Annotated in this window: 22 protein-coding genes and 1 riboswitch; of the genes, 14 read left to right on the forward strand and 8 right to left on the reverse strand. The window is 72.9% G+C overall.

What is annotated here, in order from left to right:
- Window positions 1–326: 326 nt before the first annotated feature.
- The 6 genes from LC193_RS21535 to LC193_RS21560 all read left to right on the forward strand — a co-directional run bounded on the left by LC193_RS21535 (window position 327) and on the right by LC193_RS21560 (window position 5,261).
- Window positions 327–1,157: an SOS response-associated peptidase gene (locus LC193_RS21535; RefSeq protein WP_226076632.1), complete on the forward strand. Its 831-nt coding sequence runs from the start codon at window positions 327–329 to the stop codon at window positions 1,155–1,157.
- A 304-nt stretch (window positions 1,158–1,461) separates the two neighbouring features.
- Window positions 1,462–2,091: a sigma-70 family RNA polymerase sigma factor gene (locus tag LC193_RS21540; RefSeq protein ID WP_404819552.1), complete on the forward strand. Its 630-nt coding sequence runs from the start codon at window positions 1,462–1,464 to the stop codon at window positions 2,089–2,091.
- Window positions 2,088–2,384 carry a mycothiol system anti-sigma-R factor gene (rsrA, locus tag LC193_RS21545; protein ID WP_226076634.1) on the forward strand — a complete coding sequence of 99 codons (297 nt, stop codon included), beginning with the start codon at window positions 2,088–2,090 and terminating at the stop codon, window positions 2,382–2,384. Before LC193_RS21540 ends, rsrA begins: the two co-directional genes overlap by 4 nt.
- A 216-nt stretch (window positions 2,385–2,600) precedes the next feature.
- The gene (locus LC193_RS21550) at window positions 2,601–3,593 is read left to right on the forward strand and encodes a tetratricopeptide repeat protein (protein WP_226076635.1); all 993 of its coding nucleotides are present in this window, start codon (window positions 2,601–2,603) and stop codon (window positions 3,591–3,593) included.
- A gap of 152 nt (window positions 3,594–3,745) precedes the next feature.
- A complete protein-coding gene (gene def, locus LC193_RS21555) occupies window positions 3,746–4,378 on the forward strand; it encodes a peptide deformylase (RefSeq protein WP_226076636.1) in 633 nt (210 codons plus the stop codon).
- Between the two features lie 148 nt (window positions 4,379–4,526).
- Window positions 4,527–5,261 carry a D-Ala-D-Ala carboxypeptidase family metallohydrolase gene (locus LC193_RS21560; RefSeq protein WP_226076637.1) on the forward strand — a complete coding sequence of 245 codons (735 nt, stop codon included), beginning with the start codon at window positions 4,527–4,529 and terminating at the stop codon, window positions 5,259–5,261.
- A gap of 106 nt (window positions 5,262–5,367) precedes the next feature.
- On the opposite strand, the gene LC193_RS21565 is transcribed toward LC193_RS21560, so the two are convergent.
- From LC193_RS21565 to LC193_RS21590, 6 genes are all read right to left on the reverse strand, one after another.
- Window positions 5,368–6,393, reverse strand: a complete 1,026-nt coding sequence (locus tag LC193_RS21565; RefSeq protein WP_226076639.1) for a ribonucleotide-diphosphate reductase subunit beta — start codon at window positions 6,391–6,393, stop codon at window positions 5,368–5,370.
- Complete coding sequence (locus LC193_RS21570) at window positions 6,384–8,858, reverse strand: ribonucleoside-diphosphate reductase subunit alpha (protein WP_404819468.1); 2,475 nt, start codon at window positions 8,856–8,858, stop codon at window positions 6,384–6,386. Before LC193_RS21570 ends, LC193_RS21565 begins: the two co-directional genes overlap by 10 nt.
- 38 nt (window positions 8,859–8,896) lie before the next feature.
- Window positions 8,897–9,059: riboswitch (cobalamin riboswitch) on the reverse strand.
- Window positions 9,052–9,612, reverse strand: coding sequence for a GNAT family N-acetyltransferase (locus tag LC193_RS21575; protein ID WP_226076644.1), 561 nt, complete (start codon window positions 9,610–9,612; stop codon window positions 9,052–9,054). Its footprint overlaps the riboswitch before it by 8 nt.
- A gap of 95 nt (window positions 9,613–9,707) precedes the next feature.
- A complete protein-coding gene (locus LC193_RS21580; RefSeq protein ID WP_226076646.1) occupies window positions 9,708–11,255 on the reverse strand; it encodes a DUF2079 domain-containing protein in 1,548 nt (515 codons plus the stop codon).
- A gap of 123 nt (window positions 11,256–11,378) precedes the next feature.
- Window positions 11,379–11,594 carry a CstA-like transporter-associated (seleno)protein gene (locus LC193_RS21585; protein ID WP_226076648.1) on the reverse strand — a complete coding sequence of 72 codons (216 nt, stop codon included), beginning with the start codon at window positions 11,592–11,594 and terminating at the stop codon, window positions 11,379–11,381.
- Window positions 11,591–13,810: a carbon starvation CstA family protein gene (locus tag LC193_RS21590; protein ID WP_404819469.1), complete on the reverse strand. Its 2,220-nt coding sequence runs from the start codon at window positions 13,808–13,810 to the stop codon at window positions 11,591–11,593. Before LC193_RS21590 ends, LC193_RS21585 begins: the two co-directional genes overlap by 4 nt.
- A 662-nt stretch (window positions 13,811–14,472) precedes the next feature.
- Here LC193_RS21590 and LC193_RS21595 point away from each other — a divergent pair.
- Entirely contained in the window at window positions 14,473–15,096 is a 624-nt protein-coding gene (locus LC193_RS21595; protein WP_226076650.1) for a carbonic anhydrase, read from the forward strand.
- Window positions 15,097–15,148: 52 nt separating this feature from the next.
- The gene (locus tag LC193_RS21600) at window positions 15,149–16,636 is read left to right on the forward strand and encodes a SulP family inorganic anion transporter (RefSeq protein ID WP_226076652.1); all 1,488 of its coding nucleotides are present in this window, start codon (window positions 15,149–15,151) and stop codon (window positions 16,634–16,636) included.
- A gap of 74 nt (window positions 16,637–16,710) precedes the next feature.
- Here the strand turns inward: LC193_RS21600 and LC193_RS21605 are convergent, their stop codons facing one another.
- Window positions 16,711–17,502 (reverse strand): GntR family transcriptional regulator, encoded by a 792-nt coding sequence (locus LC193_RS21605; protein ID WP_086162035.1) that lies wholly within the window; start codon window positions 17,500–17,502, stop codon window positions 16,711–16,713.
- A 291-nt stretch (window positions 17,503–17,793) separates the two neighbouring features.
- Here LC193_RS21605 and LC193_RS21610 point away from each other — a divergent pair, with 291 nt between their 5' ends.
- The 5 genes from LC193_RS21610 to LC193_RS21630 all read left to right on the forward strand — a co-directional run bounded on the left by LC193_RS21610 (window position 17,794) and on the right by LC193_RS21630 (window position 23,656).
- A complete protein-coding gene (locus tag LC193_RS21610) occupies window positions 17,794–19,056 on the forward strand; it encodes an extracellular solute-binding protein (protein WP_226076654.1) in 1,263 nt (420 codons plus the stop codon).
- Between the two features lie 144 nt (window positions 19,057–19,200).
- Window positions 19,201–20,181 (forward strand): carbohydrate ABC transporter permease, encoded by a 981-nt coding sequence (locus LC193_RS21615; protein WP_226076658.1) that lies wholly within the window; start codon window positions 19,201–19,203, stop codon window positions 20,179–20,181.
- Window positions 20,178–20,990: a carbohydrate ABC transporter permease gene (locus LC193_RS21620; RefSeq protein ID WP_226076660.1), complete on the forward strand. Its 813-nt coding sequence runs from the start codon at window positions 20,178–20,180 to the stop codon at window positions 20,988–20,990. The genes LC193_RS21615 and LC193_RS21620 overlap by 4 nt, the downstream gene beginning before the upstream one ends.
- Before the next feature lie 9 nt (window positions 20,991–20,999).
- Entirely contained in the window at window positions 21,000–22,541 is a 1,542-nt protein-coding gene (locus LC193_RS21625; protein WP_226076662.1) for a glycoside hydrolase family 3 protein, read from the forward strand.
- Between the two features lie 29 nt (window positions 22,542–22,570).
- Window positions 22,571–23,656: an SIS domain-containing protein gene (locus tag LC193_RS21630; protein WP_226076663.1), complete on the forward strand. Its 1,086-nt coding sequence runs from the start codon at window positions 22,571–22,573 to the stop codon at window positions 23,654–23,656.
- Window positions 23,657–23,697: 41 nt separating this feature from the next.
- Here the strand turns inward: LC193_RS21630 and LC193_RS21635 are convergent, their stop codons facing one another.
- On the reverse strand, window positions 23,698–24,459 hold the full coding sequence (locus tag LC193_RS21635) for an SDR family oxidoreductase (RefSeq protein ID WP_226076665.1): 762 nt from the start codon (window positions 24,457–24,459) through the stop codon (window positions 23,698–23,700).
- An 82-nt stretch (window positions 24,460–24,541) separates the two neighbouring features.
- On the opposite strand from LC193_RS21635, the gene LC193_RS21640 reads away from it, so the two are divergent.
- Window positions 24,542–25,147, forward strand: a complete 606-nt coding sequence (locus LC193_RS21640; RefSeq protein ID WP_226076667.1) for a TetR/AcrR family transcriptional regulator — start codon at window positions 24,542–24,544, stop codon at window positions 25,145–25,147.
- Window positions 25,148–25,397: the final 250 nt, after the last annotated feature.

Consider the following 25,397-nt stretch of genomic DNA (forward strand, 5'->3'; position numbering starts at 1 on the left):
TGACCGTGTCCCGGTGACCAGGACGGCCAGGAGCGGCCGGTCATGGCCAGGGGCGGTCAGCCGTGGTCAGCGGCGGTCGGGCCTGGGTCGTGCGTGGGTCGTGCGTGGGTCGTGCGTGGGTCGGGCCTGGGTCGGGCCTGGGTCGGACATGGTCGGGAACCCCCGGGGCACAAGATCGTCAACAAGGCCGCGACCGCGCGCCGTTGCCCCGTCCGCGGCTCCCGCCGACCCGGCGGACCCGGGTCGGCGGCCGGGGCGCCGACCCGGTACGGTGCCGAACGGGCCGCGGGAGCGGGTGTCCTCGCGAGCCGGAGGGGTGGAGTGACATGTGCGGACGGTACGCGGCCAGCCGGCGGCCCGAGGACCTCGTCGACCTGTTCGGCGTCGGGCTGTGGGACGAGGAGCGGCCCCTGCCCGCCGACTGGAACGTGGCGCCCACCAAAGAGGTGTACGCCGTACTCGACCGCCCGGTGAAGGAGGCGGGGCCCGAGCCGGTGCGGCAGTTGCGCGCGCTGCGCTGGGGACTCGTTCCCTCGTGGGCGAAGTCCCCCGACACGGCCGTGAAGATGATCAACGCGCGGGCCGAGACCGTGCACGAGAAGCCGGCCTACCGGCGGCCGTTCGCCGCCCGGCGCTGCCTGCTCCCCGCCGACGGCTACTACGAGTGGGTCACCGGCGGCGCCGAGCGCGCCGAGGAGGAGAAGGGGAAGCGCAAGCGCCCCCGCAAGCAGCCGTACTTCGTCACCCCGGTCGACGGCTCGGTGATGGCCATGGCCGGCCTCTACGAGTTCTGGCGCGACCGCACGCTGCCCGACGACCACCCCCGGGCCTGGTGGGCCACGTGCACGGTGGTCACCACGGAGGCCGAGACCGCGCCGCTGCCCGTCGCGCCGGGCACGGAGGCGGAGGACGGGAGCGGCCCGAGGTCGCTGGCCGACATCCACCCGAGGATGCCGCTGGTGCTGCCGCGGGACCGGTGGGACGCCTGGCTCGACCCGCGCCGCACGGACCCCGGGGAGGTGCGCGCGCTGCTCGCCCCGCCGCCGCCCGGCGGCCTGCGGGCGCACCCGGTGGCCACCGCGGTGAGCAACGTGCGCAACAACGGCCCCGAGCTGCTGCGCGAGCTGCCGGCCCCCGAGGAGGAGACGCTGTTCTGACCGCGCGCGTCCCCGCCTCGCGCCCCGGGCGCGCGGGGGCGGCGCGGCCGGCCGGGAATGCGCCGGGACCCGGACGTGTTGTGCCGTACGACACGCATCCGCAGAGAGGGAGACCGCCCCCATGGGTTCGATCGCCTGCCCGCCGCGTTCGGCCGACAGCCCGTCCCGCACGACCGCGGAGGTGGACTGGGCGGTGCTCCGGTCGGCCGCCGAGCGGTCCTCCCGACCGGCGGGGGCGGCGGGACGTCGTCTATCCTCCGAAGCGAACGAGCCCGCCACCGGGCTGCTGACGCTTTCGGAGGAGGTGGGTCCGGTCGCCGGCACGGAAGAGGACACCCGCGAGGAGACCGAGGCGGAGCGCAACGCCCGGTTCGAGCGCGACGCCCTGGGCTACCTCGATCAGATGTACTCCGCCGCGCTGCGCATGACGCGCAACCCGGCGGACGCCGAGGACCTGGTGCAGGAGACGTACGCGAAGGCGTACGGCTCGTTCCACCAGTTCCGCCAGGGCACCAACCTGAAGGCGTGGATGTACCGCATCCTCACCAACACCTTCATCAACTCCTACCGCAAGAAGCAGCGCGAGCCCCAGCGCAGTGCCGCCGAGGACATCGAGGACTGGCAGCTCGCCCGTGCCGAGTCCCACATGTCCACCGGGCTGCGGTCGGCGGAGTCGCAGGCGCTCGACCACCTGCCGGACTCGGACGTCAAGGAGGCCCTTCAGGCCATTCCCGAGGAGTTCCGCATCGCGGTCTACCTCGCGGACGTCGAAGGGTTCGCGTACAAGGAGATCGCGGACATCATGGGTACTCCCATCGGCACCGTGATGTCCCGGCTGCACCGCGGCCGGCGCCAGCTCCGCGACATGCTCTCGGACTACGCGCGCGAGCGCGGGCTCGTCCCCGCCGGGGCTCAGGAGGGTTCAGGATCATGAGTGGCGACCGCCCGCACCCCACGGACTGCTCCGAGGTCCTTGGCCGCCTGTACGAGTACCTGGACCGCGAGATGCCGGACGGCGACTGCGCGAAGTTCCAGGAGCACATCGACGAGTGCTCTCCGTGTCTGGAGAAGTACGGACTGGAGCAGTCCGTGAAGAAGCTCGTCAAGCGCTGCTGCGGCCACGACGAGGTACCGGCCGATCTCAGGTCGAAGGTGCTCGGCCGGATCGACGCCATTCGCGCCGGCGAGGCGGGGCCGGTGCGGCCCGACCCCGGCGAAGCCGCCTGACCTCCGGGTTCCGGTGGTCGGCCGGCCGCGGGGGGCCGGCCGCCCCGTCGCCTCGGCGCCCCGTTTTCACCCCGCTGGTTGTCCGTCGTCTCGCGCGCGGCGCCCGCCTGTCCCATCCTGTGAGCAGGCACCCGTCCGTCCATGGTTGGATGCGGCCCGGGACGGACAGGAGAACTGTGAAGTGCACGCAACCACGCGGGAATCAGGCAGGACAACGTGAGGATCTTCGGCAGGGTCCGCCAGCGCCCGTCCACGGACTGGCGGCTGGCCACCAACCGGGCGTTCACTCTCATCGACGACGGTCGCTACGACGACGCCGACGCCCTCCTCACGCGTGCCGCCGATCTGGAGCCCTGGCTCTCGGAGTCCTGGTTCAACCTCGCGCTGCTGCACAAGTTCCGGCACGACTGGGAGCAGGCGCGCTCCGCCGGCCTGCGGGCCGTGGCCCTGCTGGAGAAGGACGCGGGGGCGCCGGACTGGTGGAACGTGGGCATCGCCGCGACCGCGCTCCAGGACTGGCCGCTGGCCCGCAGGGCCTGGCAGGCGTACGGGCTGCCGGTGCCCGGGGCCGCCTCGATCGGTGACGAGCCGCTCGGCATGGACCTGGGCGGCGCGGCCGTGCGCCTCTCGCCCGAGGGCGAGGCCGAGGTGGTCTGGGGCCGGCGCATGGACCCGGCGCGCATCGAGATCCAGAACATCCCGCTGCCCTCGTCCGGCCGCCGCTGGGGCGAGGTGGTCCTGCACGACGGCGTGCCGCGCGGCGAGCGGACCACGATGGCGGGCGGCGTGGCCTCCGTGTACCCGGTCTTCGACGAGATCGAGCTGTGGGCGCCCTCGGCCGTGCCGACCTGGGTCGTGCTGATCGAGGCGGCGACCGAGGCCGACCGCGACGCGCTGGAACGGCTCGCCGCCGACGCCGGGTACGCCGCCGAGGACTGGTCCTCCTCGGTGCGGCTGCTGTGCCGGGCCTGCTCCGAGAGCCGCATGCCGAGCGACGAGGGCGACGGCACGGCGCAGCACGACCCCCACGACCACAGCGCGCCCGGCCGTCCCGGACCGCTGGGGCACACGGGACCCGGCGGCCTCTGGTCGCCAGAACGTGAGTGCGGTCTCGCGGCCCCCGGCGCCCTCGTGCGGGGCCTCCTCGACGGCTGGGTCGCCGACAGCCCGGACAGCCGCGAGTGGCGCGACCTGGAAGAGGTCTGCTGAGGCCCTGCCGCGCGAGCGGCGCGCGGGCGCCCGCGCCCGCCCCGCCGGCCTGCCCGGGCGGCACCCCGGGCCCGTCCCGCCTGTCCGCCCGGGCCCGTAAGCTGTACGGATCATTCCGTAGCACAGGATCACCGAAAGGCACATGGCCGACCATGGCACAGCAAGAGACCGATGAACGGGCCGACGAGGAGTTCATCGACGACACCGAGAACTGTGCGGAGCGGGAGCGGGCCCACCGGGAGCGGGGCACGGCCCGCCCCATCACGGTCGTGGGGCACCCGATGCTGCACCGCGAGTGCCGCGATGTGACGGAGTTCGACGACTCCCTGGCCGCGTTGATCGACGACATGTTCGCCAGCCAGCGCGCGGCCGAGGGGGTCGGCCTGGCCGCGAACCAGATCGGTGTGGACCTGAAGGTCTTCGTCTACGACTGCCCCGACGACGACGGGGTCAGGCACGTCGGCGTGGTCTGCAATCCGGTCCTGGACGAACTGCCCGCCGAGCAGCGGGTGCTCGACGACAGCAACGAGGGCTGCCTGTCGGTGCCCACCGCCTACGAGGAGTTGGCCAGGCCCGACTACGCCGTGGTGCGCGGCCAGGACGCGACGGGCGCGCCCATCGCGGTGCGCGGCCGCGGGTACTTCGCGCGCTGCCTCCAGCACGAGACGGACCACCTCTACGGGCGGCTCTACATCGACCGGCTGTCCAAGCGCGAGCGCAAGCGGGCGCTGAAGATGATGGCCGAGGGCACGCCCAGGTACGAGACGGTGCCCAACGAGGCGTGAGGCGCGGGCCGCGGGCGCGCCACGCGGCACCGGCGGAACGGGAGAGCGCCACAGGGCTGGTCCTGTGGCGTTCAACTGCCCCGGTTGACGCGCGTTGACCCTTCCGCCACGCTCATGGGCGACCTACCTCTCTCCCCACGGAGGCAGCATGTTCAGACGCGCGGTGCGTATCCTGCTCGCTTTTGTCATGATCGGGTCAGCGGCTTTGGTGGGAACCGTGGCCACGGCCGGCACGGCCCATGCGGACGGCTGCTACACCTGGAACCGCACCCTCAGCCAGGGAGCTTCGGGCGAGGACGTCCGCCAGCTCCAGATCCGCGTCTCCGGCTACCCGGGCTACGGCGCGGTCCTGGCGATCGACGGCCAGTACGGCCCGGCCACGGCCGCCGCCGTCCGCCGGTTCCAGCAGGCGTACGGGCTCGGCGCCGACGGCGTCGCCGGCCCGCAGACGTTCAACCGGATCTACGCCCTCCAGGACAACGACTGCACGCCGATCCACTTCACCTACGGCGAGTTGAACCGCTGCAACTCCACGTGGTCGGGCGGCGCCGTCAGCGCCTCCCAGGCCCGCGCCAACGCGCTGGTGGGCATGTGGAAGCTGGAGGCCCTGCGGCACGCGCTGAACGACCGGCCTCTGGTCGTCAGCAGCGGCTTCAGGTCCTACGCCTGCAACAGCGCGGCGGGCGGCTCCTCCACCAGCCGGCACCTGTACGGCGACGGGATCGACCTCGTCGGCAACCCGACCCTGTGCCAGATCGTGCTCCAGGCGCGCTACCACGGCTTCAACGAGATCCTCGGCCCCGGCTACCAGGGCCACGACGACCACGCCCACCTCGCCCACCGGTCCAACCGCTTCTGGTCCGCGCCCAGTTGCGGCATGTGACCGCCCGCCCGACCGGGCGGAACGCCCGCCCGACCGGGCGGAACGGCACACACGCGAAGGCGGCCCGCGCCACGGCGCGGGCCGCCCCCGTCTCCCTGAGTGCCCGTCAGAAGTCGTCGTCGAAGGAGACGTTGCCCTCGACGGCGACCTGGTAGGCGGAGGGCCGCCGCTCGAAGAAGTTCGTCAGCTCCTGGACGTTCTGCAACTCCATGAACGCGAACGGGTTCCGCGCGCCGAACACCGGGCTCAGGCCGAGGCGCACCAGGCGCTGGTCGGCCACGCACTCCAGGTACTGGCGCATCGACTCGGTGTTCATGCCGGGCAGCCCGTCACCGCACAGGTCGCGCGCGAACTGGAGCTCCGCGTCGACGGCCTCCCGCAGCATCGCGGTGACCTCGCGCTCCATCTCCTCGTCGAACAGCTCGGGCTCCTCCTGGCGGACGGTGTCCACGACGGAGAACGCGAACTCCATGTGCATGCTCTCGTCCCTGAACACCCAGTTGGTGCCCGTGGCGAGCCCGTGCAGCAGCCCCCGGGAGCGGAACCAGTACACGTAGGCGAACGCGCCGTAGAAGAACAGGCCCTCGATGCACGCGGCGAAGCAGATGAGGTTCAGCAGGAAGCGCCGCCGGTCCTCCTTGCTCTCCAGCCGCTGGATGTCCTCGACCGAGTCCATCCAGCGGAAGCAGAACTGCGCCTTCTCGCGGATCGACGGGATGTTCTCCACGGCCGCGAACGCCGCCACCCGCTCGTCCGGGTCGGGCAGGTAGGTGTCGAGCAGCGTCAGGTAGAACTGGACGTGCACGGCCTCCTCGAACAGCTGCCTGGACAGGTACAGGCGCGCCTCGGGGGAGTTGATGTGCTTGTAGAGGGTGAGTACGAGGTTGTTCGCCACGATCGAGTCGCCGGTCGCGAAGAACGCCACGAGCCGCCCGATCAAGTGCTGTTCGCCGGGCGAGAGTTTCGCCAGGTCGGCGACGTCGGAGTGGAGGTCGACCTCCTCCACGGTCCAGGTGTTCTTGATGGCGTCCCGGTACCGCTCGTAGAACTCCGGGTAGCGCATCGGGCGCAGCGTCAGCTCGAAGCCGGGGTCGAGCAGGTTCTTGGTCTGGGCGGGGGCGGTCACTGGCATGCCTCGCAGGACTCGGGGTTCTCCAGGGAGCAGGCGACGGCCTGCTCGGGGACGACGGGCACCGCGGCGGCGGGTCCGGGCGCGGGGACAGGCGCGGGAACGGCGGCCGTTCCGGCGCGGGCGGCCTGGGCGATGCGGGTGGCCGGGCGCGAGCGCAGGTAGTACGTCGTCTTCAGGCCCTGCTTCCAGGCGTAGGCGTACATCGAGCTGAGCTTGCCGATGGTCGGCGCCGCCAGGAACAGGTTCAGCGACTGGCTCTGGTCCAGGTAGGGGGTGCGGGCGGCGGCCATGTCGATCAGGGCGCGCTGCGGCAGCTCCCACGCGGTCCGGTACAGGGCGCGGATCTCCTCGGGCAGCCCGGGCACGCCCTCGATGGAGCCGTTGGCCTCGCGCAGGGCCTCGCGGGTGGCGTCGTTCCACAGGCCGAGCCGCTTCAGGTCGTTCACCAGGTAGGTGTTGACCTGGAGGAACTCGCCGCTGAGCGTCTCGCGCTTGAACAGGTTGGACACCTGCGGCTCGATGCACTCGTAGACGCCGGCGATGGACGCGATGGTCGCGGTCGGCGCGATGGCGAGCAGCAGCGAGTTGCGCATGCCGGTGCGGGCGATGCGCTCGCGCAGGGCCTCCCAGCGGAGGCGCCAGGCGGGTTCGGCGTCGGGGTAGTGGTCGGGGTGCAGCACGCCGCGCGCGGTGCGGGTGGCGTCCCACGCGGGGTGCGGGCCGTGCCGCTCCGCGAGGTCGGCCGAGGTCTCGTAGGCGGTGAGCATGATGCGCTCGGCGATGCGGGTGGACAGCTCGCGGGCCTCGGGCGAGTCGAACGGCAGCCGCAGCCGGAAGAACACGTCCTGGAGGCCCATGACGCCCAGGCCCACCGGGCGCCAGCGGGTGTTGGACGAGCCGGCCTGGGAGGTCGGGTAGAAGTTGATGTCCACGACGCGGTCGAGGAACGTGACGGCGGTGCGGACGGTCGCGTCGAGCCGTTCCCAGTCCGGCGTGCCGTCGGGGCCCAGGTGCGCGGCGAGGTTGACCGAGCCGAGGTTGCACACGGCGGTCTGGCCGTCGTCGGTCACCTCAAGGATCTCGGTGCACAGGTTGGACGAGTGCACGACCGCGCCGGGCTCCGCGGTCTGGTTGGCGGTGCGGTTGGCGGCGTCCTTGAACGTCATCCACCCGTTGCCGGTCTGGGCGAGGGTCCGCATCATGCGGGCGTACAGCTGCCGCGCGGGCAGGGCGCGCACGGCCAGGCCCTCGGCCTCGGCGCGGCGGTAGGCCGCGTCGAACTCCTCGCCCCACAGATCCGTCAGCTCCGGCACGTCGGACGGCGAGAACAGCGACCAGTCGGCGTCGGCCTCGACGCGGCGCATGAACTCGTCGGGGATCCAGTGCGCGAGGTTCAGGTTGTGGGTGCGGCGGGCGTCCTCGCCCGTGTTGTCGCGCAGTTCGAGGAACTCCTCGATGTCGGCGTGCCAGGTCTCCAGGTAGACGCAGGCCGCGCCCTTGCGCCGGCCGCCCTGGTTGACGGCGGCGACGGAGGCGTCCAGGGTGCGCAGGAACGGGACGATGCCGTTGGACTTGCCGTTGGTGCCCCGGATGAGGGAGCCGCGGGCCCTGACCCGGGTGTAGGACAGGCCGATGCCGCCGGCGTGCTTGGACAGCCTGGCCACCTGGTGGTAGCGCTCGTAGATGGAGTCCAGTTCGTCCTTGGGCGAGTCGAGCAGGTAGCAGGACGACATCTGCGGGTGGCGCGTGCCCGAGTTGAACAGGGTGGGGGACGAGGGCAGGTAGGCGAGGCTGCTCGTCAGCCGGTACAGCTCGGCCACCTCGGCGAGGGCCTGCTCCGAGTCGCCGTCCGCCAGGCCGCAGGCGACGCGGAGCAGGAAGTGCTGCGGGGTCTCGATGACGCGGCGCGTGAGGGGGTGGCGCAGCAGGTAGCGGGACTCGACCGTGCGCAGCCCGAAGTACTCGAAGCGGTCGTCGGCGCCCTCCGCGACGGCCGCCTCGGCCAGCGCGTCGAGGCGGTCGGCGTGCCGCCGCACGAACGCGGCGGTGCCGTCCCCGATCAGGCCCTCGCGGTGGCCGGTGGCGACGGAGGCGGAGAACGAGACGGCGCCCTGGCCGGCGGCCTCGTCGCGGATGGCGAGGCTGAGCAGCCGGGCCGCGAGCCGCGAGTACGCGGGGTCCTCGGCGATGAGCCCGGCCGCCGCCTCGATGGCGAGCGAACGCAACTCCGCCTCGTCCGAGCCCGCGTGGCGACCGCGGAGAACGGCGGTCGCCACCCGGTCGGGGTCGGCGGCGGGCAGGTCGGCGGTGAGGTCGGTCAGCAGGCGCGGCAGCGCGGCTGTGACCGGCTCCGCGGGTGCGACGGGTGCGGTGGTCACTCGATGCTCTCCCTCGAATCGCGGCGGCCAAGGGGCCGGGCGGGCAGGCGGGCGCGTCGAGGCATGCGTGTGGTAAGGCAAAGGCATACCGCGATACGTCCGTCGGCCCAGCCCACGAGGCCCGGACAGGTTCGGCACCGTCGGCAGGGGTCGGACTCGCGATGGGTAGCACGAAACCACCCATCGCACACCATTGCGGGACAGTTCCGGAATCGCACCGGATTCCCTGCGGCGACAGCGAGCACGAGCATACATCTTGTGCTGCGTGGACCGGGCGCCCCTATATGTTGTGCTGTTCGCCTCCCTCGTGGGCGAGTTCCAGTGCGAACGCGTGAAGCCGCAGGCCCGGAAGCGGCTCCCAGTCGCGCTCAGGCGCCCGAACGAACCCGAGGCGCCCGTACAACCGGTGGGCCGTGTGCATTCGCGACTGACTGGAAATGACGACACGCCGCGCTCCCGCCCGGCGCGCCCGGAGCAGGCAGGCGCGCACGAGGGCTTCGCCCACGCCGCGCCCGCGGGCCGCCCGGGTCACCGCGAGCATCCTGAACTCCGCCTCACCCGGCCCCGCGACCTCCGCCAGCGGGCCGCCCGCGCCGACGAACGTGACGCAGCCGAGCAGCCCGTGGGGCCCGTGGGGCGCGTCCTCGCCGGCGGGTCCCGTGGCGACCAGCACCTCGGCGTGCGCGGCGCGCGTGCGCGCGTCCCGCAGGTCCGGCAGGTAGGGGTCGGCGGGGCCGAGGTCGAGCAGCCCGTCGGCGAGGTAGGTGTCCGCGACCAGCTCGCCGGCCGCGTCGAGTTCGGCGGGCGCGGCGGCCCTGACCGTGATGTCGGTGGTGTCCATGGCGGCAGTCTCCGTGCCGCGGGGCCGGTCCACCAGCGGGTTTCCGGCCCCGGGCCGCTGCCGGGCGCGTGCGCGGGGAGCCGGGGCCGGCCGGGTCACGACCCCTCGGCGCGCAGCACCCAGAAGCCGCTCTCCTGGGCCGCGACCGTCCAGCGCGGCCCCTGCGGGTAGAGGCGCGCGGCGTACGCGGTCAGGGACTCGGCGGTGTGGCCCGGGTCGTAGTAGGCGATCCAGTCCGGCACGAGGTCGCCGCTGCCGCCGATCCAGAACACCCGGCAGCGCTGCGTGAGATGGGCGATCGGCCGGACGTTCGCCGCCACCTCGGCGCCGTCGGGGACGGCGGCCATGACGCGTTCCCCCGCCGCGGCCAGGGGGCCCGCCCGGTAGGTCTCGGCGCGGGTGAGGTCGGCGGCGGGCAGGGCGGTGCTCAGGGCGAGCGCGGCGGCCAGCACGGCGGCCGGCAGGTGGTGGGCGTAGCCGCGCAGCCACGGCCTCGACGAGGAACGGCCGCGGGCCACGGCGTCGGTCAGCGCGAGCGCCAGCACCGGCATCAGGACCGCGCTGTAGTGCCAGTCGGTCGACCAGTAGTGCGGGTCCTGCGAGACGAACCTCCAGCCCATCGTGGGCAGCGCGACCAGCAGCAGCGGGGAGCGCAGCGCGAGCAGGCCCGTGGTGGGCACCAGGATCCACAGCAGCGTGCGCAGCTTCTCCTCGGCGCCGGTGAACAGCGCGCCGAGCGGGCCCCCGCCGCCGCCCTCGGCCCCGCTCTCGCCGAGCTTGCTCCAGTAGTCGTACTCGCCGCCCGCGTTGAACGACGGTATGACCACGGTGAGGGTGAGCGCGCAGCCGACGACGCACACCGCGGCGACGGCGAGCGCCCGCTTGGCCGCGCGCGGGTCCTTCGGCCCGGCCCTGAGGGCCACGACGCACGCGATGGCCGCCGCGGTCAGCCCCAGGTCCTCCTTGACCAGCAGCAGGGGCAGCGCCCAGCACAGCGCGGCGCGCCACCGCTCCCGCAGGACGGCTTCGAGGGCGAACGCGATGAGCGGGACGGCGAACGCGATCTCGTGGAAGTCGAAGTCGACGGCGCGCTGGATGCCCCAGGACAGGCCGAACGCGGCGCCGACGGCCGCGCCGCGGGCGCGTCCGAGGAAGTGCGCCGCGGCCCGGGTGACGGGGACGACGGCCAGCGCGAACAGGGCCGCCTGGGCGACGAGGAGGGTCACAGGCCCGGGGAAGAGCCGGTAGAAGGGGGCGATCAGCGCGGTCACCGGGCTGAAGTGGTCACCGAGGATCGGGAAGCCGGGGCCCTTGAGGTCGGACACGGGGGCTTCGAGGCGGGCGTAGGAGCTGATGACCTGCTCGAATATGCCCAGGTCCCAGGACCGGTTCTCCCAGCGCCGCCACCGGGTGACGGAGATGGCGGCGTAGCCGGCGCAGAACACGGCGGCGAGCAGCCACGGGTCGAGGCGCCCGGCGTGCCAGGCGCGCACGGCGCGTGCGCGGGGGCCGTCCGGCGCCCCGGGCTCCGTCGGCGCCCCGCGCTCCGGCTCATCCGCCGGCTCGCGGGCGGGAACGGCCGCCGGCGCGTCCGCCCCGGCGGAGGGGGCCGCGCGTTCCCCGGTCCGGCTCTCTTCGACCACCACGTACCTCCACGCCCGTCAGTTCATCGCACGACCGTACGAGAACGAGGGGGTGTCGTGGGAGTCGGGGTGCGGGGGCGGGCCGTGCGGGGGCGTGCGCGCGCCGGGCGCCGCCCGGGGCGCTCAGCAGCAGCCGCGGTGGTGGCCGGAGCGCGGGTCGCCGTACCGCTCGTCGGTGCGGCGGCGCTCGAACGCGCGGCGGGTCGGCACCGGGGCCGACGGGTCGTGCCGCCGCAGCCACGCGACGTGCCGCTCGTAGGCGGTCTCGCCGGTGAACTCGGCGATGTACCAGCGCAGCCAGCCAAGCGCGCGGCGCGGCGCCGCGACCAGGCGGCTCACTCGGGCGCTCCCCGGCCGTGCCCCGACGGGTCCTGCCCGGGGATGCCGCCGCCGGCGCCGAGCCCGGCCGCGGCGAGTTCGGCCCGTTCCTCCTTGGTGGCCACGAGTCCGTCCGGCGCGATGAGCCGGGACTCCTGGTACGGCGCCTCCTTCAGCGAGGCAGCGGCCGGGGTGCGGACGGCCTTGACGCACACGCGCAGCGCGTCGGCGAACACGATCAGCACCAGCACCGCGAGGACGGCGGAGAGCGCCGCGTCGATGGTCGCGTTGGTGACGATGGTCCGCATGTCGTCCATGTCGGCGGCGCCCGGCAGGAGTTCACCCGCGTCGATGCCGTCCTGGTACTGGTCGCGCCGGGCGAGGAAGCCGACGGCCGGATCGCCGGAGAACACCTTCTGCCAGCTCGCGGTGAGGGTCACCAGGGACACCCAGGCGAACGGCACCAGGGTCACCCAGACGTACTTGAGGCGGCCGGACTTGACCAGCAGCAGGGTGCAGATCGCGAGGGCGACGGCGGCGAGCAGCTGGTTGGAGATGCCGAAGATGGGATAGAGCGTGTTGATGCCCCCGAGCGGGTCGTTGACGCCGACCCACAGCAGCCCGCCCCAGAGCGCGACGACGATGGCGCTGGTGATCCACACGCCGGGCAGCCAGGTGTTGGACCGCAGGCGGCCGAGCCCGGGGACGCTCGCGAGAGCGTCCTGGAGGATGAACCGGCCGACGCGGGTCCCGGCGTCTATGGCGGTGAGGATGAACAGCGCCTCGAACATGATCGCGAAGTGATACCAGAAGCTCATCATGCTGTCCCCGCCGATGATGTCGGCGAAGATGCCGGCGAGGCCGAGGGCGAGGGTGGGGGCGCCGCCGGTGCGCGACAGCAGCGACTCCTCCTCGACGGCCTCGGCCGCCTCGGCGAGCTGGTCGGGGGTGAGCGTGAACCCCCAGGAGCTGATCGTGTCGGCCGCCGACTGGAGCGTGTCCCCGATGACGGCGGGCGGCGCGTTCATCGCGAAGTAGACGCCCGGGTCGAGGACGCAGGCCGCGGTGATCGCCATGACGGCCACGGCGGACTCCATCAGCATCGCGCCGTAGCCGATGGTCCTGACCTGCGTCTCCTTCTGGATCATCTTCGGGGTCGTGCCCGAGGAGATCAGCGCGTGGAAGCCGGACACGGCGCCGCAGGCGATGGTGATGAAGACGAACGGGAACAGCGACCCGGCGAACACCGGGCCCTCGCCGTTGGTCGCGAAGTCGGTGATCGCGTCCATCTTCAGGCCGGGCAGGGTGACGACGATGGCCACGGCGAGCAGCGCGATGGTGCCGATCTTCATGAACGTCGACAGGTAGTCGCGCGGCACGAGCAGCAGCCACACCGGGACGACGGAGGCCGCGAACCCGTAGATCACCAGCCAGATGACCAGCGTGCCCGGTTCGAGCGTGAACGCCTCGGCCCAGCTGGAGTTGGCGACCCAGCGGCCGGCGGCGATCACGAACAGCAGCAGCGCGATGCCGATCGCCGTGACCTCGGCCACGCGCCCCGGCCGCAGGAAGCGCAGGTAGAAGCCCATGAACAGGGCGATGGGGATGGTCATCCCGACCGAGAACGCCCCCCAGGGCGACTCCGCGAGCGCGTTCACCACCACGAGCGCGAGCACGGCCAGCAGGATGATCATGATGACGAAGATCGCCACGACCGCGGCGGTGCCGCCGACCGGGCCGATCTCCTCGCGCGCGATCTGGCCCAGGCTCTTGCCGTCCCTGCGGGTGGAGAAGAACAGCACCACCATGTCCTGCACCGCGCCGGCGAAGATGACGCCGACGATGATCCAGATGGTGCCGGGCAGGAAGCCCATCTGCGCGGCCAGCACCGGGCCGACGAGCGGCCCGGCTCCCGAGATGCCCGCGAAGTGGTGGCCGAGCAGCACGCGCCGGTCGGTGGGGTGGTAGTCGAGGCCGTCGGCGAGCCGTTCCGCCGGGGTGGCCCTGGTCCGGTCGGCCCGCAGCACCCGGGTCAGGATGTAACGCGAGTAGAAGCGGTACGCGATGGCGTACGAGCCGAGCGCCGCGGCCACCATCCAGGCGGCGGAGACCTCCTCACCGCGGGACAGGGCGAGCATGGCCCAGCCGATGGCCCCGACGGCCGCGACGGCCGTCCAGATCAGGATGGATCGTGGTCTTACCTGGCGTGCCTGACGTGCCTGAGGTGGGGATTGCACGGTGTCCTCCCGCCGGTGATCACTTGATGACTCGCCGGAATCTAGGCCACGGGCGCCCGGATGACCATGGCGCGGACGCGTCTCCCTGACACCGGCCGCCGCGGTGCCCCGCCGCGCCGGAACGCGCGCCCGGCGCGTGCCCGGCGTGCCGTCCGCGGGGAACGCCGGGAACGGCGCGGTGGCGCCCGCCGTTCCCCCTTCTTCCCCCGGAGGTCGGAAATCGGCGAACGCCAGCTCGATTATGGTCATTGTGTTCCCGGTCGCATTCTGTCCCGCGGCGCCGGGATGAAGAATTGCTCATGTTTTCCCCGGGGGACTCCCGGCGCGCCAACGGGCGCAAGGCGTTCACCGTTTCCCCTGGTGGGCGCCACATCTCTCACCGCGGCGCACGGTGCGGTCCACTCCGGCCCCGTGTATCGAAGAAACATCCGAGATGTAGCCAAAACGGAATACCAACGCCCCAAGTGGTCGTCAGTTCCCGGTAATGTGCCGGTAAAGTAATCGACGCGGTCGGGGCGCATAATCCGTGGGGCCGGGGCGCCGGGAAAGGCGTCAGGGCCACCGCTCAGGAAAGCCCCCCGCTCTCCCGCGTTCACCATCCGACCCGACCACACCGCGCGCCACGGGGCAGGCCGCCGCCGGCGCGCAGGAGGCAGGCACGCATGAAGCACCTCATCGACCACGCGCGCGCCTTCGCGGCGGCGCACGTCCAGGACCCCGCCCACGCCGACGCCTTCGGGCGGCTCGCCGGCGGGCAGGCGCCGCAGGCGCTGTTCATCACCTGCTCCGACTCCCGCGTCGTCCCGGCACTGCTCACCGGGGCCGGCCCCGGCGAGCTGTTCGAGCTGCGGACGGCGGGCAACGTCGTGCCGCCCCACCCGGGCGGCGGCGCCCCGCCCTCGGGCGAGGCCGCCACCATCGAGTACGCCGTCGGCGTGCTCGGCGTCCAGCACATCGTCGTCTGCGGTCACTCGCACTGCGGCGCGGTGCGGGCTGTGGTCCACGGCGACGACCTCGCAGCCGTGCCCGCCGTCAGGGACTGGCTGGCGGCGGCCGTGCCGCCGCACGCCGCGGTCCGTTCCGTGCCCGCCGGCACCCCGGACGCGGCGCGGGCCGTCCAGGCGCACGTGCTCGACCAGGTGGCGACGCTCCGCGACTACCCGCTGGTCAGGGCCCGCGTCGCGGACGGCACCCTCACCCTGCACGCCTGGTACTACGAAGTGCACACCGGCGCGGTCCACCGCCACGGCGAGGAGGACGGCGCCGCGCCGTTCTCCCCGCTGTGACCCGGACGCCCCACCCCCACACCACCGGACGACAGACAGGGAACCGCCAGCCATGTTCTCCGCCTTCTCGCCCCTCGGCTCACCCGGCGTCGCGCGCCAGGACGTCCTCGCCTCACTCGTCGTCTTCCTCGTCGCGCTGCCGCTGTGCGTCGGCGTCGCCGTCGCCTCGGGCGTCCCCGCAGAACTCGGCCTGATCACCGGCATCGTGGGCGGCATCGTCGTCGGCGCGATGCCGGGCAGCGCCCTCCAGGTCAGCGGGCCGGCCGCCGGCCTGACCGTGCTCGTCTTCGAGGCGGTGCGGGAGTTCGGCCTCGGCACGCTGGGCGCGATCGTGCTCGCGACCGGTGTGCTCCAGATCGCCCTCGGCCTGCTGCGGTTCGGCCGCTGGTTCCGGGCGATCTCCGTCGCGGTCGTGCAGGGCATGCTCGCCGGCATCGGGCTCGTCCTGATCCTCGGGCAGCTGTACACGATGGCCGGTGCCGAGCAGCCCAGTTCGGGACTCGACAAGATCGCCGGACTGCCGGGCCTCGCCGCCGACGTCGTGGACGGCGGCACCGTCCTCCTCTCGTTCGGCGTGGGCCTGGGCACCATCGCCGTGCTGGTGCTGTGGCCGAAGCTGCCCGCCGGGGCCCGGGCGGTGCCCGCGCCGCTCGCGGCGGTCGCGCTGGCCACGGCGGGCACGCTGGCCGGCGGCGCCGACATCGCCACCGTCCAGGTGCAAGGTCTCGTCGACGCCGTCGACCTCCCAGGACTCGACGACCTGTCGGCGCTCGGCGGGGCCGCGGCCCTGGGCACGGTGCTGGCCTTCACCCTCATCGCGTCGGCCGAGTCCCTGTTCAGCGCCGCCGCCGTGGACCGCATGCACGACGGGCCGCGCACGCACTACGACAAGGAACTCGTCGCCCAGGGCACGGGCAACGCGGTGTGCGGCGTGCTCGGCGCGCTGCCCATGACGGCGGTGATCGTCCGCAGCTCGGCCAACGTGCGGGCCGGCGCCAGGACTCCGCTCTCCCGCATCCTGCACGGCGTGTGGCTGCTGCTGTTCGCCGTGGCGCTGCCAGGGGCGATCGGCGCCATCCCGCTGGCCGCGCTCGCCGGCGTCCTGGTGCACGCCGGCTGCAAGCTGATCCCGCTGGGAGAGCTGGCCCCCCTGTGGCGCGAGCACCGGGGGGAACTGCTCGTCCTCGCGGTGACGGCCGTCGCGATCGTGACCACCAACATGTTCGAGGGCGTGCTGCTCGGCCTGCTGCTCGCCGTGGTGAAGTCGGCCTGGGAGACCTCGCACGTCCACGTCGGGACCCGGGAACTCACCGGCGGGCGCGTCCTGGTCACCCTGAGCGGCAATGCCACGTTCCTGCGGCTGCCGCGCATCCTGGAGACGCTTGAGGCGCTGCCCAAGGACCGGCCGGCCGAACTCGACCTGTCCGCCGTGCGCCACCTCGACCACGCCTGCCGCGTCGCCCTGGAGAGCTGGATCACGCGCCACAACAGCGACGCCGCGCGCGGCGCGGCGAGGGCCGCGCAGCCCGACCCGGCCTGAACGCGCCGGCCGCGCGGGGACCCGAGGCCCCCGCGCGGCCGGCGCGTGCGCGCGGCTCGCCGTCCCCGCGCCGCTCAGCGCGGGGCGGCGGGGTGCGGGCGTTCGAGGTTGGCCACGAACTTGTAGCGGTCGCCGCGGTAGACGGACCGCACCCACTCCACGGGCTCGCCCGAGGTGTCCCGCGAGTGGCGGGAGAGCATCAGCATCGGCAGCCCCACGTCCGTGCCGAGCAGCCCGGCCTCGCGCGGGTTGGCCAGCGAGGTCTCGATGGTCTCCTCGGCCCGCGCGAGGTGGACGCCGTAGACCTCCGCGAGCGCCGTGTAGAGAGAGGTGTAGCGCACCAGGCTGCGGCGCAGCGCGGGGAAGCGCTCCTGCGAGAGGTGCGTGGTCTCTATCGCCATCGGTTCGCCGCTCGCCAGGCGCAGCCGCTCGATGCGCAGCACCCGGCCGCCCTCGGGCAGGTCGAGCAGGCGGCTGAGCCGTTCGTCGGCCGTGACGTAGCCGATCTCCAGCAGCTGGGAGGTGGGTTCGAGGCCCTGGGCGCGCATGTCCTCGGTGTACGAGGTCAGTTGCAGGGCCTGCGACACCTTCGGCTTGGCGACGAACGTCCCCTTGCCCTGGATGCGTTCCAGCCGTCCCTCGACGACCAATTCCTGGAGCGCCTGCCTTACCGTGGTGCGCGAGGTGTCGAACTCACTCGCGAGGGAGCGTTCGGGTGGCACCGGAGTACCGGGCGGCAGGGTTTCCGTCATCTGTTGCAGATGGCGCTTCAATCGGTAGTACTTGGGCACGCGCGCCGTGCGCGTGCGGTCGGTCCCGTCCGGTCCGGCGACGGAGGGCGCGGCGCCCGTGGGACCGGTGGTCATCCCGCCGTCCCTGGCCCTGGCGCGCCTTCCCGACTCGTTCTGTTCGCCCGTCACCTGCTCCTCCGAGACATCGCAGCTCACATCGTGACACGGGCCCGACAACCGTGGTGTCCCCGGGCAGATGTCGGTCCGGTAACGGACCGGCGCCGCCGCTCGTGGGCCCTTGACACTCCGGCCTGGTCTAGTCCACGCTCCGTGCAACTGGTCTACACCTCTTGTCTACACCACTAACGTAACGGCCGTCCCCAGGCCACCACGTGGGGGGTCCGGTCTCTTTTCGAGGAGGGTGACGTGAAGCGCAAGCTGATCGCCGCCGTCGGGGTGACGGCCCTGACGGCCGCCTTGGCCGCATGCGGGGACGACGGCAGCGGCGGGGGAGGCGGCGGGGACTCGGACTCCCTGACCGTGTGGCTCATGGACGGCTCCGCCCCGCAGCCGTGGGTCGACGAGCTGACCGCGGCGTTCGAGGAGGAGCACGGCGTCACCGTCAATGTCGAGATCCAGCAGTGGGACGGCATCCAGGACCGGCTCACCACCGCGCTGTCGGAGGACGGCACGGTCGACGTGCTCGAACTCGGCAACACCCAGACCGTCGGCTACGCCAACACCGGCGGCCTCGCGGAGCTGAGCGAGCTGGCCGACGAGCCGTGGTCGCCCAACATGCTGGAGTCGGCGCAGATCGACGACACCCTGTACGCCGTTCCCTGGTACGGCGCCAACCGCGTGGTGATCTACGACCGCGGCATCTGGGAGGAGGCCGGCGCCGAGGTGCCCACCACGCGTGACGAGTGGATCGCGGCCCTCGAACTGATCGCGGAGAACACCGAGGCCGAGCCCATCTACCTGCCGGGGCAGAGCTATTACGTGATGGGCGGCTTCGTCGCGGACGAGGGCGGCGCGTTCGCCGTCGAGGACGGCGAGGAGTGGACCGGCTCGCTCGCCACTCCGGAGGCCGAGGCCGGCATGGAGTTCTACGCGCGGCTCCAGGAGTTCTCCTCGGCGCCCGCCGACATCGACGAGGCCGAGCCGCAGCAGTCCGTCGACATCGTGCCGAACCAGGAGATCGCCTCGTGGATCGGGCTCGGCTGGGAGGCCGCGGGCGCCATCGCCGCCATCGAGGAGGCGGGCGGCGAGGCCGACTTCGGCTACTTCCCCGTCCCGGGCAAGACCGCTGACCAGTTGGGCAACGTCTTCCTCGGCGGCTCCAACCTCGCCGTCTCGGAGCGGGCCGGCAACCCGGAGATGGCCAGGGAGTTCCTGCGGCTCGCCACCTCGCAGGAGTTCGCGCAGAAGTTCGTCGACGCCAACGGCGACGGTGTCGTCCCCAACCGCACCGACGTCGTCGCCGAGCCCGAGCCCGGCAGCTTCGCCGAGGCCATGGTCGCCTCCGCGGACGTCGGCTTCCTGCCGCCGCTGACGACCGGCTGGGCGAACGTGGAGACCGAGCCCAACCCCATCAAGGAACTGATGACCAAGGCGATCAACGGCGAGGACTACCAGGCCGCCGCCGCGGAGGCCGACGCGGAGATCACCACGCGGATCAACCGCGAGTGACGCCCGCTCCCGCGGGGGCCGCCGTGATCCGCGGCGGCCCCCGCGCGCGGGCCCGGGGACGGGCCGGCCGCGTTCCTGGACTCGGGCCGCGGCGCCGGGGCCGGGGCACCGGGCAGAAGTGAGGGAAGGCGAGGGAGAGAACGCATGACCGTGCACATCGAGGACGCCCCGCCCCGGGTGCCGGGTCCAGGTCCGTCCGCGGCCGGCCCGCCCCCGCCGGAGAAACGGCGCAGGCCGCGCACGCGCTGGCTGCCCTACCTGCTGCTCGCCCCCGCGGTCCTGGCGCTCGCCGCGGTCCTCGGCTACGCGCTGGTGCGCAACGTCCTCATCTCCCTCCAGGAGTTCGGGCGCCGCCAGCTCATCTCCCGCACCACCGAGTGGACGGGCCTGGACAACTACCGCGCGGTCCTGGAGAACGAGCGCTTCTGGGACTCCGTCGTCCGCACGTTCGTCTTCATGGCCGCCAACGTCGTGCTGATCATGATCATCGGCACGCTGATCGGCCTGCTGCTGAACGCCCTCGGCTCCAAGATGCGGCTGCTCCTCTCGATCGCCCTGGTCGCGGCCTGGGCCATGCCCGTCGTCGCGAGCACCACCGTGTTCCAGTGGCTGTTCGACACCCAGTTCGGCGTCGTGAACTGGGTCATGCGCAGCATCGGCTTCTCCGGCTACGAGCAGCACAACTGGTTCGGCAGCGGCACCTCCACGCTGGCCATCGTCACCGTGCTGATCGTGTGGGCCTCCGTGCCGTTCGTCGCGCTCAACCTCTACGCCGGCCTGACGACGGTGAGCGGCGAGATCTGGGAGGCCGCCCGCATGGACGGCGCGAACGGCTGGCGCATCTTCTGGTCCATCCTGCTCCCGATCATGCGGCCGTTCTTCCTGATCACGACGTTCCTGGAGATCATCTGGGTCTTCAAGGCGTTCACCCAGATCTACGCCATGAACGAGGGCGGGCCCGACCGCCGGTCCGAGACGCTGCCCGTCATGGCGTACATGGAGGGCATGGGCCAGAACCAGTACGGCGCCGCCGCCGCGATCTCCGTGCTGACGCTGATCATCCTGCTGATCGCCATGTCGTTCTACTTCCGGCTGATCTTCAGGCAGGAGAAGGAGCAATCATGAGGAAGATCCTGCTCAACGGGTCGGCCCTGGTCCTGGCCGGGCTGTTCCTCTTCCCCGTGTACTGGATGTTCGCCACCTCCTTCAAGAGCAACTCCCAGGTGCTCTCCAAGGACCCCGTCTTCTGGTTCACGCCGACGTTCGAGCACTACGAGACGGCCACGGGCGTCAACCTGTTCTGGACGTACGTCGCCAACAGCTTCGTCGTCACCATCGGCGCCGTCCTCCTCGCGCTCGGCGTCGCGCTGATGGCCAGCTACGCCATCGCCCGCATGCGGTTCCGCGGCCGGCGCGGCATGGTGATCGCCGTGATGATGGCCCAGATGGCGCCGTGGGAGATCCTCATCATCGTGGTCTACCTGAACGCCCGGGACCTCGAAATGCTCAACAGCATCGGGACGTTGACGCTCGTCTACTTCGTCATGGCGCTGCCCTTCACGATCTGGACCCTGCGCGGCTTCATCGCGGCGGTGCCCAAGGAACTGGAGGAGTCCGCCATGATCGACGGCTGTTCGCGGCCCCAGGCGTTCTTCCGCGTCATCTTCCCGCTGCTCGCCCCCGGCCTGATGGCGACCTCGCTGTTCGGCTTCATCATGGCCTGGAACGAGTACGCCATGGTCCTGGTCCTGAACAAGGCACCGGACGCTGCGACGCTGCCGCTGTGGCTGACGCAGTTCCAGACGGCGTTCGGCAACGACTGGGGCGCCACGATGGCGGCGTCCTCGCTGTTCACGATCCCGGTCCTCGTTCTCTTCGTCCTGCTCCAGCGACGGGTCACCGGCGGCCTCGCCGCGGGTGCCGTGAAGGGATAGCACTCGCTCATGACGACCGCCGTACGCGACTCCGACACCCTCACCCGCGACGCCCTCGCCGTGCTCCAGCCGACGTTCGCCGGTACCACGGCGCCGCCCGACTGGCTGCCGCGGCAGCTGGAGAACGGCATGACGGGCGTCGGGCTCTTCGGCCGCAACATCGTCTCGCCCGACCAGGTGGCCGGGCTGACCGCGCGGCTGCGCGAGGCCAAGCCCGACGTGCTCGTCGCCATCGACGAGGAGGGGGGCGACGTCACCCGCCTCGAAGTGCACGGCGGGTCCTCGTTCCCCGGCAACCACGCGCTCGGCAGCGCGGACGACACCGCGCTGACCCGCGCGGTCGCCGCCGAGGTCGGCCGGCGCCTCGCGGCCTGCGGCATCAACCTCAACTGGGCGCCGTCGGCCGACGTCAACTCCGACCCGGGCAACCCCGTCATCGGCGTGCGCTCCTTCGGCGACGACCCGCGGCTCGTGGCCCGGCACACCGTCGCCTACGTCGAAGGGCTCCAGAGCGCGGGAGTCGCCGCCTGCGTCAAGCACTTCCCCGGGCACGGCGACACCTCTGTCGACTCCCACCACGCGATGCCCCGCATCGACCTGGACCCCGGCACGCTCCACGCGCGCGAACTCGCGCCGTTCAAGGCGGCCATCGCGGCCGGCACCCGCTGCGTGATGAGCGCCCACATCCTGGTGCCCGCGCTCGACCCGGACCGGCCCGCGACGCTGAGCCCCGCCGTCCTGACCGGGCTGCTGCGCGCGCCCGAGGCCGAGGGCGGGCTCGGCTTCGATGGCCTGATCTTCACCGACGCGATCGAGATGCAGGCCGTCGCGGGACCGCACGGCCTCGACCAGGGCTGCGTCCTGGCCGTCGCCGCGGGCGCCGACGCGCTGTGCATCGGCGGCACCCCCTCCGACGAGGCCGAGGTGCTGCGGCTGCGCGACGCGCTGGTGACCGCCGTGCACCGGGGCGAGCTGTCGGAGGAACGCCTGCACGACGCGGCCACCCGGGTGCGCCGGCTGGCGCGCTGGACGGCCGAGGCCGCCGCGGCGGCCTCGGCCGAGGAGCCGGACGGAGACATCGGCCTGACCGCCGCGCGCCGGGCGCTGCGCGTGCACTCCGGCGCGGGCACGTTCGCGCCGCTGACCGCGCCCCCCTACGTCGCGTCGTTCCCGCCGGTGGCCAACATGGCCGTCGGCGACAGGACCCCCTGGGGCGTGGGCCCGGAACTGGCCGAGCTGCTGCCGGGTACGGCCACCGGCAGCCACACCCGCGAGGCGGCCGAGCGCGCGGGAACGGAAGGGCTGGTCGCCGAGGTGCTGGCCGCGGCGGGGGAGCGCACGGTCGTCGCCGTCGTCCGCGACGTCCACCGGCACCCGTGGATGGCCGCCGCGCTCGACGGTCTGCTCGCCGCCCGCCCCGACACCGTCGTCGTCGAGATGGGCGTGCCGCACGCGCCGCCCTCCGGCGCCCTGCACATCGCCACCCACGGCGCGGCCCGCGTGTGCGGCCGGGCCGCCGCCGAGGTCATCGCCGGCCGGGTGCCGCGGTGACCGCGACCACCACCGGGAGGAAGGAAGCGATGCCCACCGGCTCCACCGGCTCCGCGGCTCGGGGCGGACCGGCCGTGCCCGGCCGCCTGATGGCCGCCGAGATGGCCGAGCAGCCCGCCGTGCTGCGGCGGCTGCTGACCGAGGGCGCGCCGCGCATCCAGGAGGTCGCGCGGCAGATCGCGGCCAGGAGGCCGCGGTTCGTGCAGCTGACCGCGCGCGGCACCTCGGACAACGCGGCGCTGTACGCCAAGTACCTGCTGGAGATCCTGGTGGGCAAGCCGTGCGGCCTGACGTCGATGTCGGTCACCACCGCCTACGGCGCCGCGCAGGACCTCACCGGCTGCCTGGTGATCACCGTCAGCCAGTCCGGCGGCTCGCCCGATCTCGTGGCCTCCACCACGGCGGCCCGCGAGGCGGGCGCGATCACGCTGGCCGTCACGAACAACGCGGACTCGCCGCTCGCGAGGGCCGCCGAGTTCCACATCGACGTGCTCGCGGGCCCCGAGCGTGCCCTGCCGGCGACCAAGACGTACACCGCGGAGCTGCTCGCGCTGTACCTGTTCGCCGAGGGCCTGCGCGGGGTCGACGGCGCCGCGGCGGCGGCCGGGCTCCCGGAGCTGGCGGAACGGGTGCTCGCCCGGCAGGACGAGGTGCGGCAGCTGGCCGCGCGCTACCGCTTCGCGGAGCGGATGGTGCTGACCTCGCGCGGCTTCGGCTATCCGACGGCCAAGGAGGCCGCGCTGAAGCTGATGGAGACCAGCTACATCCCTGCGCTCTCCTATTCGGGCGCCGACCTGCTGCACGGGCCGCTCGCGATGGTCGACAACGTCTTCCCCGTCATCGCCATCGTCACCGACGGCCGCGGCGGGCAGGCCCTCCAGCCGGTGCTCGACCGGCTCAAGGACCGCGGCGCCGACCTCGTGGTCGTCGGTCCGCCCGCCCAGGTGGCCGCCGCGTCGGCGGGGTTCGCGCTGCCCACGGACGGCGTCCCCGAGGAGCTTCAGCCGATCCTGGAGATCATGCCGCTGCAACTGCTCGCCTACGAGGTCACCCTGGCCAGGGGCCAGGACCCGGACGCCCCCCGGGCCCTGGCCAAGGTCACCGAGACCCGCTGAACGGGCCGGGCGGCCCCCACCGCGCGCCGGGGGGCCGCCGTTCACAGCAACGAGCCGCCGGTGGCGTCGAGCCAGTGCCCGGTGACCCACCGGCCGTCGGGCGAGGCGAGGAATCCGGCGGCGTCGGCCACGTCCTCGGGGACCGCCACCCGGCCCAGCGGCGAGAGCGAGGCCGCCGCCCGCCGGGCCTCCTCGCCCCCGGCGCGCAGCCAGTCGGCGTTCATGTCGGTGTCGACGACGCCGGGGGCCAGGGTGTTCACGGTGATGCCGCGCGGGCCGAGTTCGCGCGCGAGACCCACGGTCAGCTGGTCGACGGCCCCCTTGGACATGGTGTACGCCAGCACGTCCGGCATCGCGGCGGCCCGGTGGGTGAGGCCGGAGGAGACGTTGATGACGCGCCCGCCGTCGCGCAGCCGGCTCAGGCCGTGCTGCACGACGAGGAACAGGGCGGTCACGTTGACGGCCAGAATCCGCTCGACGTCCTCCCTGGGCGTCGCGGACACCCCGCGCCTCGGCCCGGTGATGCCCGCGTTGTTGACCAGGATGTCGACCCCGTCGGCGTGCGCGTCGAACGCGGCCCACAGCGTCTCGGCGTCGCCGGGCACGCCCAGTTCGGCCCGGATGGCGAACGCGCTGCCGCCCGCCGCCTCGATCGCCGCCACCGTCTCCTCGGCCGCGGCCCCGTCGCTGCCGTAGTGCACCGCGACCCGGGCCCCGTCGCGGCCGAGGCGTATCGCCACGGCCCGCCCGATGCCGCGGCTGCCGCCGGTGACCAGGGCCGTCTTTCCCATGAGGGCACGCATGGCGCCGCCCACCTTTCTCTAGTGGTCGCTACAGAAGAGACGCTAGCACCGTTTCTGAAGTCATCGCTATAAAATGAGGGGCATGGCGGAGAGACCACGTGGGCGCCCCCGTTCCTTCGACCGGGACGCCGCGCTCGACCGGGCCATGCGGACCTTCTGGGAGCGCGGCTACGAGGGCGCGTCGGTGGCCGAGCTGACCCGGGTCATGGGCATCGGGGCGCCCAGCATGTACGCCGCGTTCGGCGACAAACGGGCGCTGTTCGAGGAGTGCGTGTCGGCCTACGGGGAGCGCTACGGCGGCTTCGTGGCCCGCGCGCTGGCCGAGGAGCCCACCGCGCGCGAGGCCGTGGCCCGGGCGTTGCGGGAGGCGGCGGCCGAGTACACCGCGCCGGGCCGCCCGCGCGGCTGCATGATCATCTCGGCCGCGGTCAACTACCCGGACGCGGCCGAGGACGTGGCGGAGAGGCTGCGCGTGCGCCGTGCGGGAAGTGTGCGCGCGTTCGAGAACCGTATCCGGGAGGACGTCGAGGCCGGCCGGCTGCCCGCGGGCACCGACGCGCGGGGCCTGGCCCGGTTCGTGGCGACCGTCGTGCAGGGCATGAGCCAGCAGGCGCGGGACGGCGCCGACCGGGAGACGCTTGAGACCGTCGCGGACCTCGCGCTGCGGGCCTGGCCTTCGGCCCCCTGACCGGGCGCGGGACCGCGTCCCGCGCCCTCGTGCACACCCGCGGGCCGCGGCGCCGGGGAGGGACCCTCAACCCTCTCGGCACCGCAGCCCGGAGCGATGCGGGCCCCGGGCGCCGTCAGGGCAGATAGCGTCCGTGGCCTCGCTCTGCCCTCCTGTGCGGGGAGGACAGAAGTGCGGCGTCGTGCCCCATTCTGAACCGCGTCGGGGGCGTGTGTCCATGCTCTGAAAGCATTTGTCCGACTGCTCCGGG

Source organism: Streptomyces marincola, assembly GCF_020410765.1.
Taxonomy (GTDB): domain Bacteria; phylum Actinomycetota; class Actinomycetes; order Streptomycetales; family Streptomycetaceae; genus Streptomyces; species Streptomyces marincola.

Coding starts and splice junctions, on each gene's coding strand:
- LC193_RS21535 (WP_226076632.1), top strand. CDS start 327: ATGTGCGGACGGTACGCGGCCAGCCGGCGGCCCGAGGACCTCGTCGAC.
- rsrA (WP_226076634.1), top strand. CDS start 2,088: ATGAGTGGCGACCGCCCGCACCCCACGGACTGCTCCGAGGTCCTTGGC.
- def (WP_226076636.1), top strand. CDS start 3,746: ATGGCACAGCAAGAGACCGATGAACGGGCCGACGAGGAGTTCATCGAC.
- LC193_RS21560 (WP_226076637.1), top strand. CDS start 4,527: ATGTTCAGACGCGCGGTGCGTATCCTGCTCGCTTTTGTCATGATCGGG.
- LC193_RS21565 (WP_226076639.1), bottom strand. CDS start 6,393: ATGCCAGTGACCGCCCCCGCCCAGACCAAGAACCTGCTCGACCCCGGC.
- LC193_RS21570 (WP_404819468.1), bottom strand. CDS start 8,858: ATGCCTTTGCCTTACCACACGCATGCCTCGACGCGCCCGCCTGCCCGC.
- LC193_RS21575 (WP_226076644.1), bottom strand. CDS start 9,612: ATGGACACCACCGACATCACGGTCAGGGCCGCCGCGCCCGCCGAACTC.
- LC193_RS21595 (WP_226076650.1), top strand. CDS start 14,473: ATGAAGCACCTCATCGACCACGCGCGCGCCTTCGCGGCGGCGCACGTC.
- LC193_RS21600 (WP_226076652.1), top strand. CDS start 15,149: ATGTTCTCCGCCTTCTCGCCCCTCGGCTCACCCGGCGTCGCGCGCCAG.
- LC193_RS21605 (WP_086162035.1), bottom strand. CDS start 17,502: ATGACCACCGGTCCCACGGGCGCCGCGCCCTCCGTCGCCGGACCGGAC.
- LC193_RS21615 (WP_226076658.1), top strand. CDS start 19,201: ATGACCGTGCACATCGAGGACGCCCCGCCCCGGGTGCCGGGTCCAGGT.
- LC193_RS21620 (WP_226076660.1), top strand. CDS start 20,178: ATGAGGAAGATCCTGCTCAACGGGTCGGCCCTGGTCCTGGCCGGGCTG.
- LC193_RS21625 (WP_226076662.1), top strand. CDS start 21,000: ATGACGACCGCCGTACGCGACTCCGACACCCTCACCCGCGACGCCCTC.
- LC193_RS21630 (WP_226076663.1), top strand. CDS start 22,571: ATGCCCACCGGCTCCACCGGCTCCGCGGCTCGGGGCGGACCGGCCGTG.
- LC193_RS21635 (WP_226076665.1), bottom strand. CDS start 24,459: ATGCGTGCCCTCATGGGAAAGACGGCCCTGGTCACCGGCGGCAGCCGC.
- LC193_RS21640 (WP_226076667.1), top strand. CDS start 24,542: ATGGCGGAGAGACCACGTGGGCGCCCCCGTTCCTTCGACCGGGACGCC.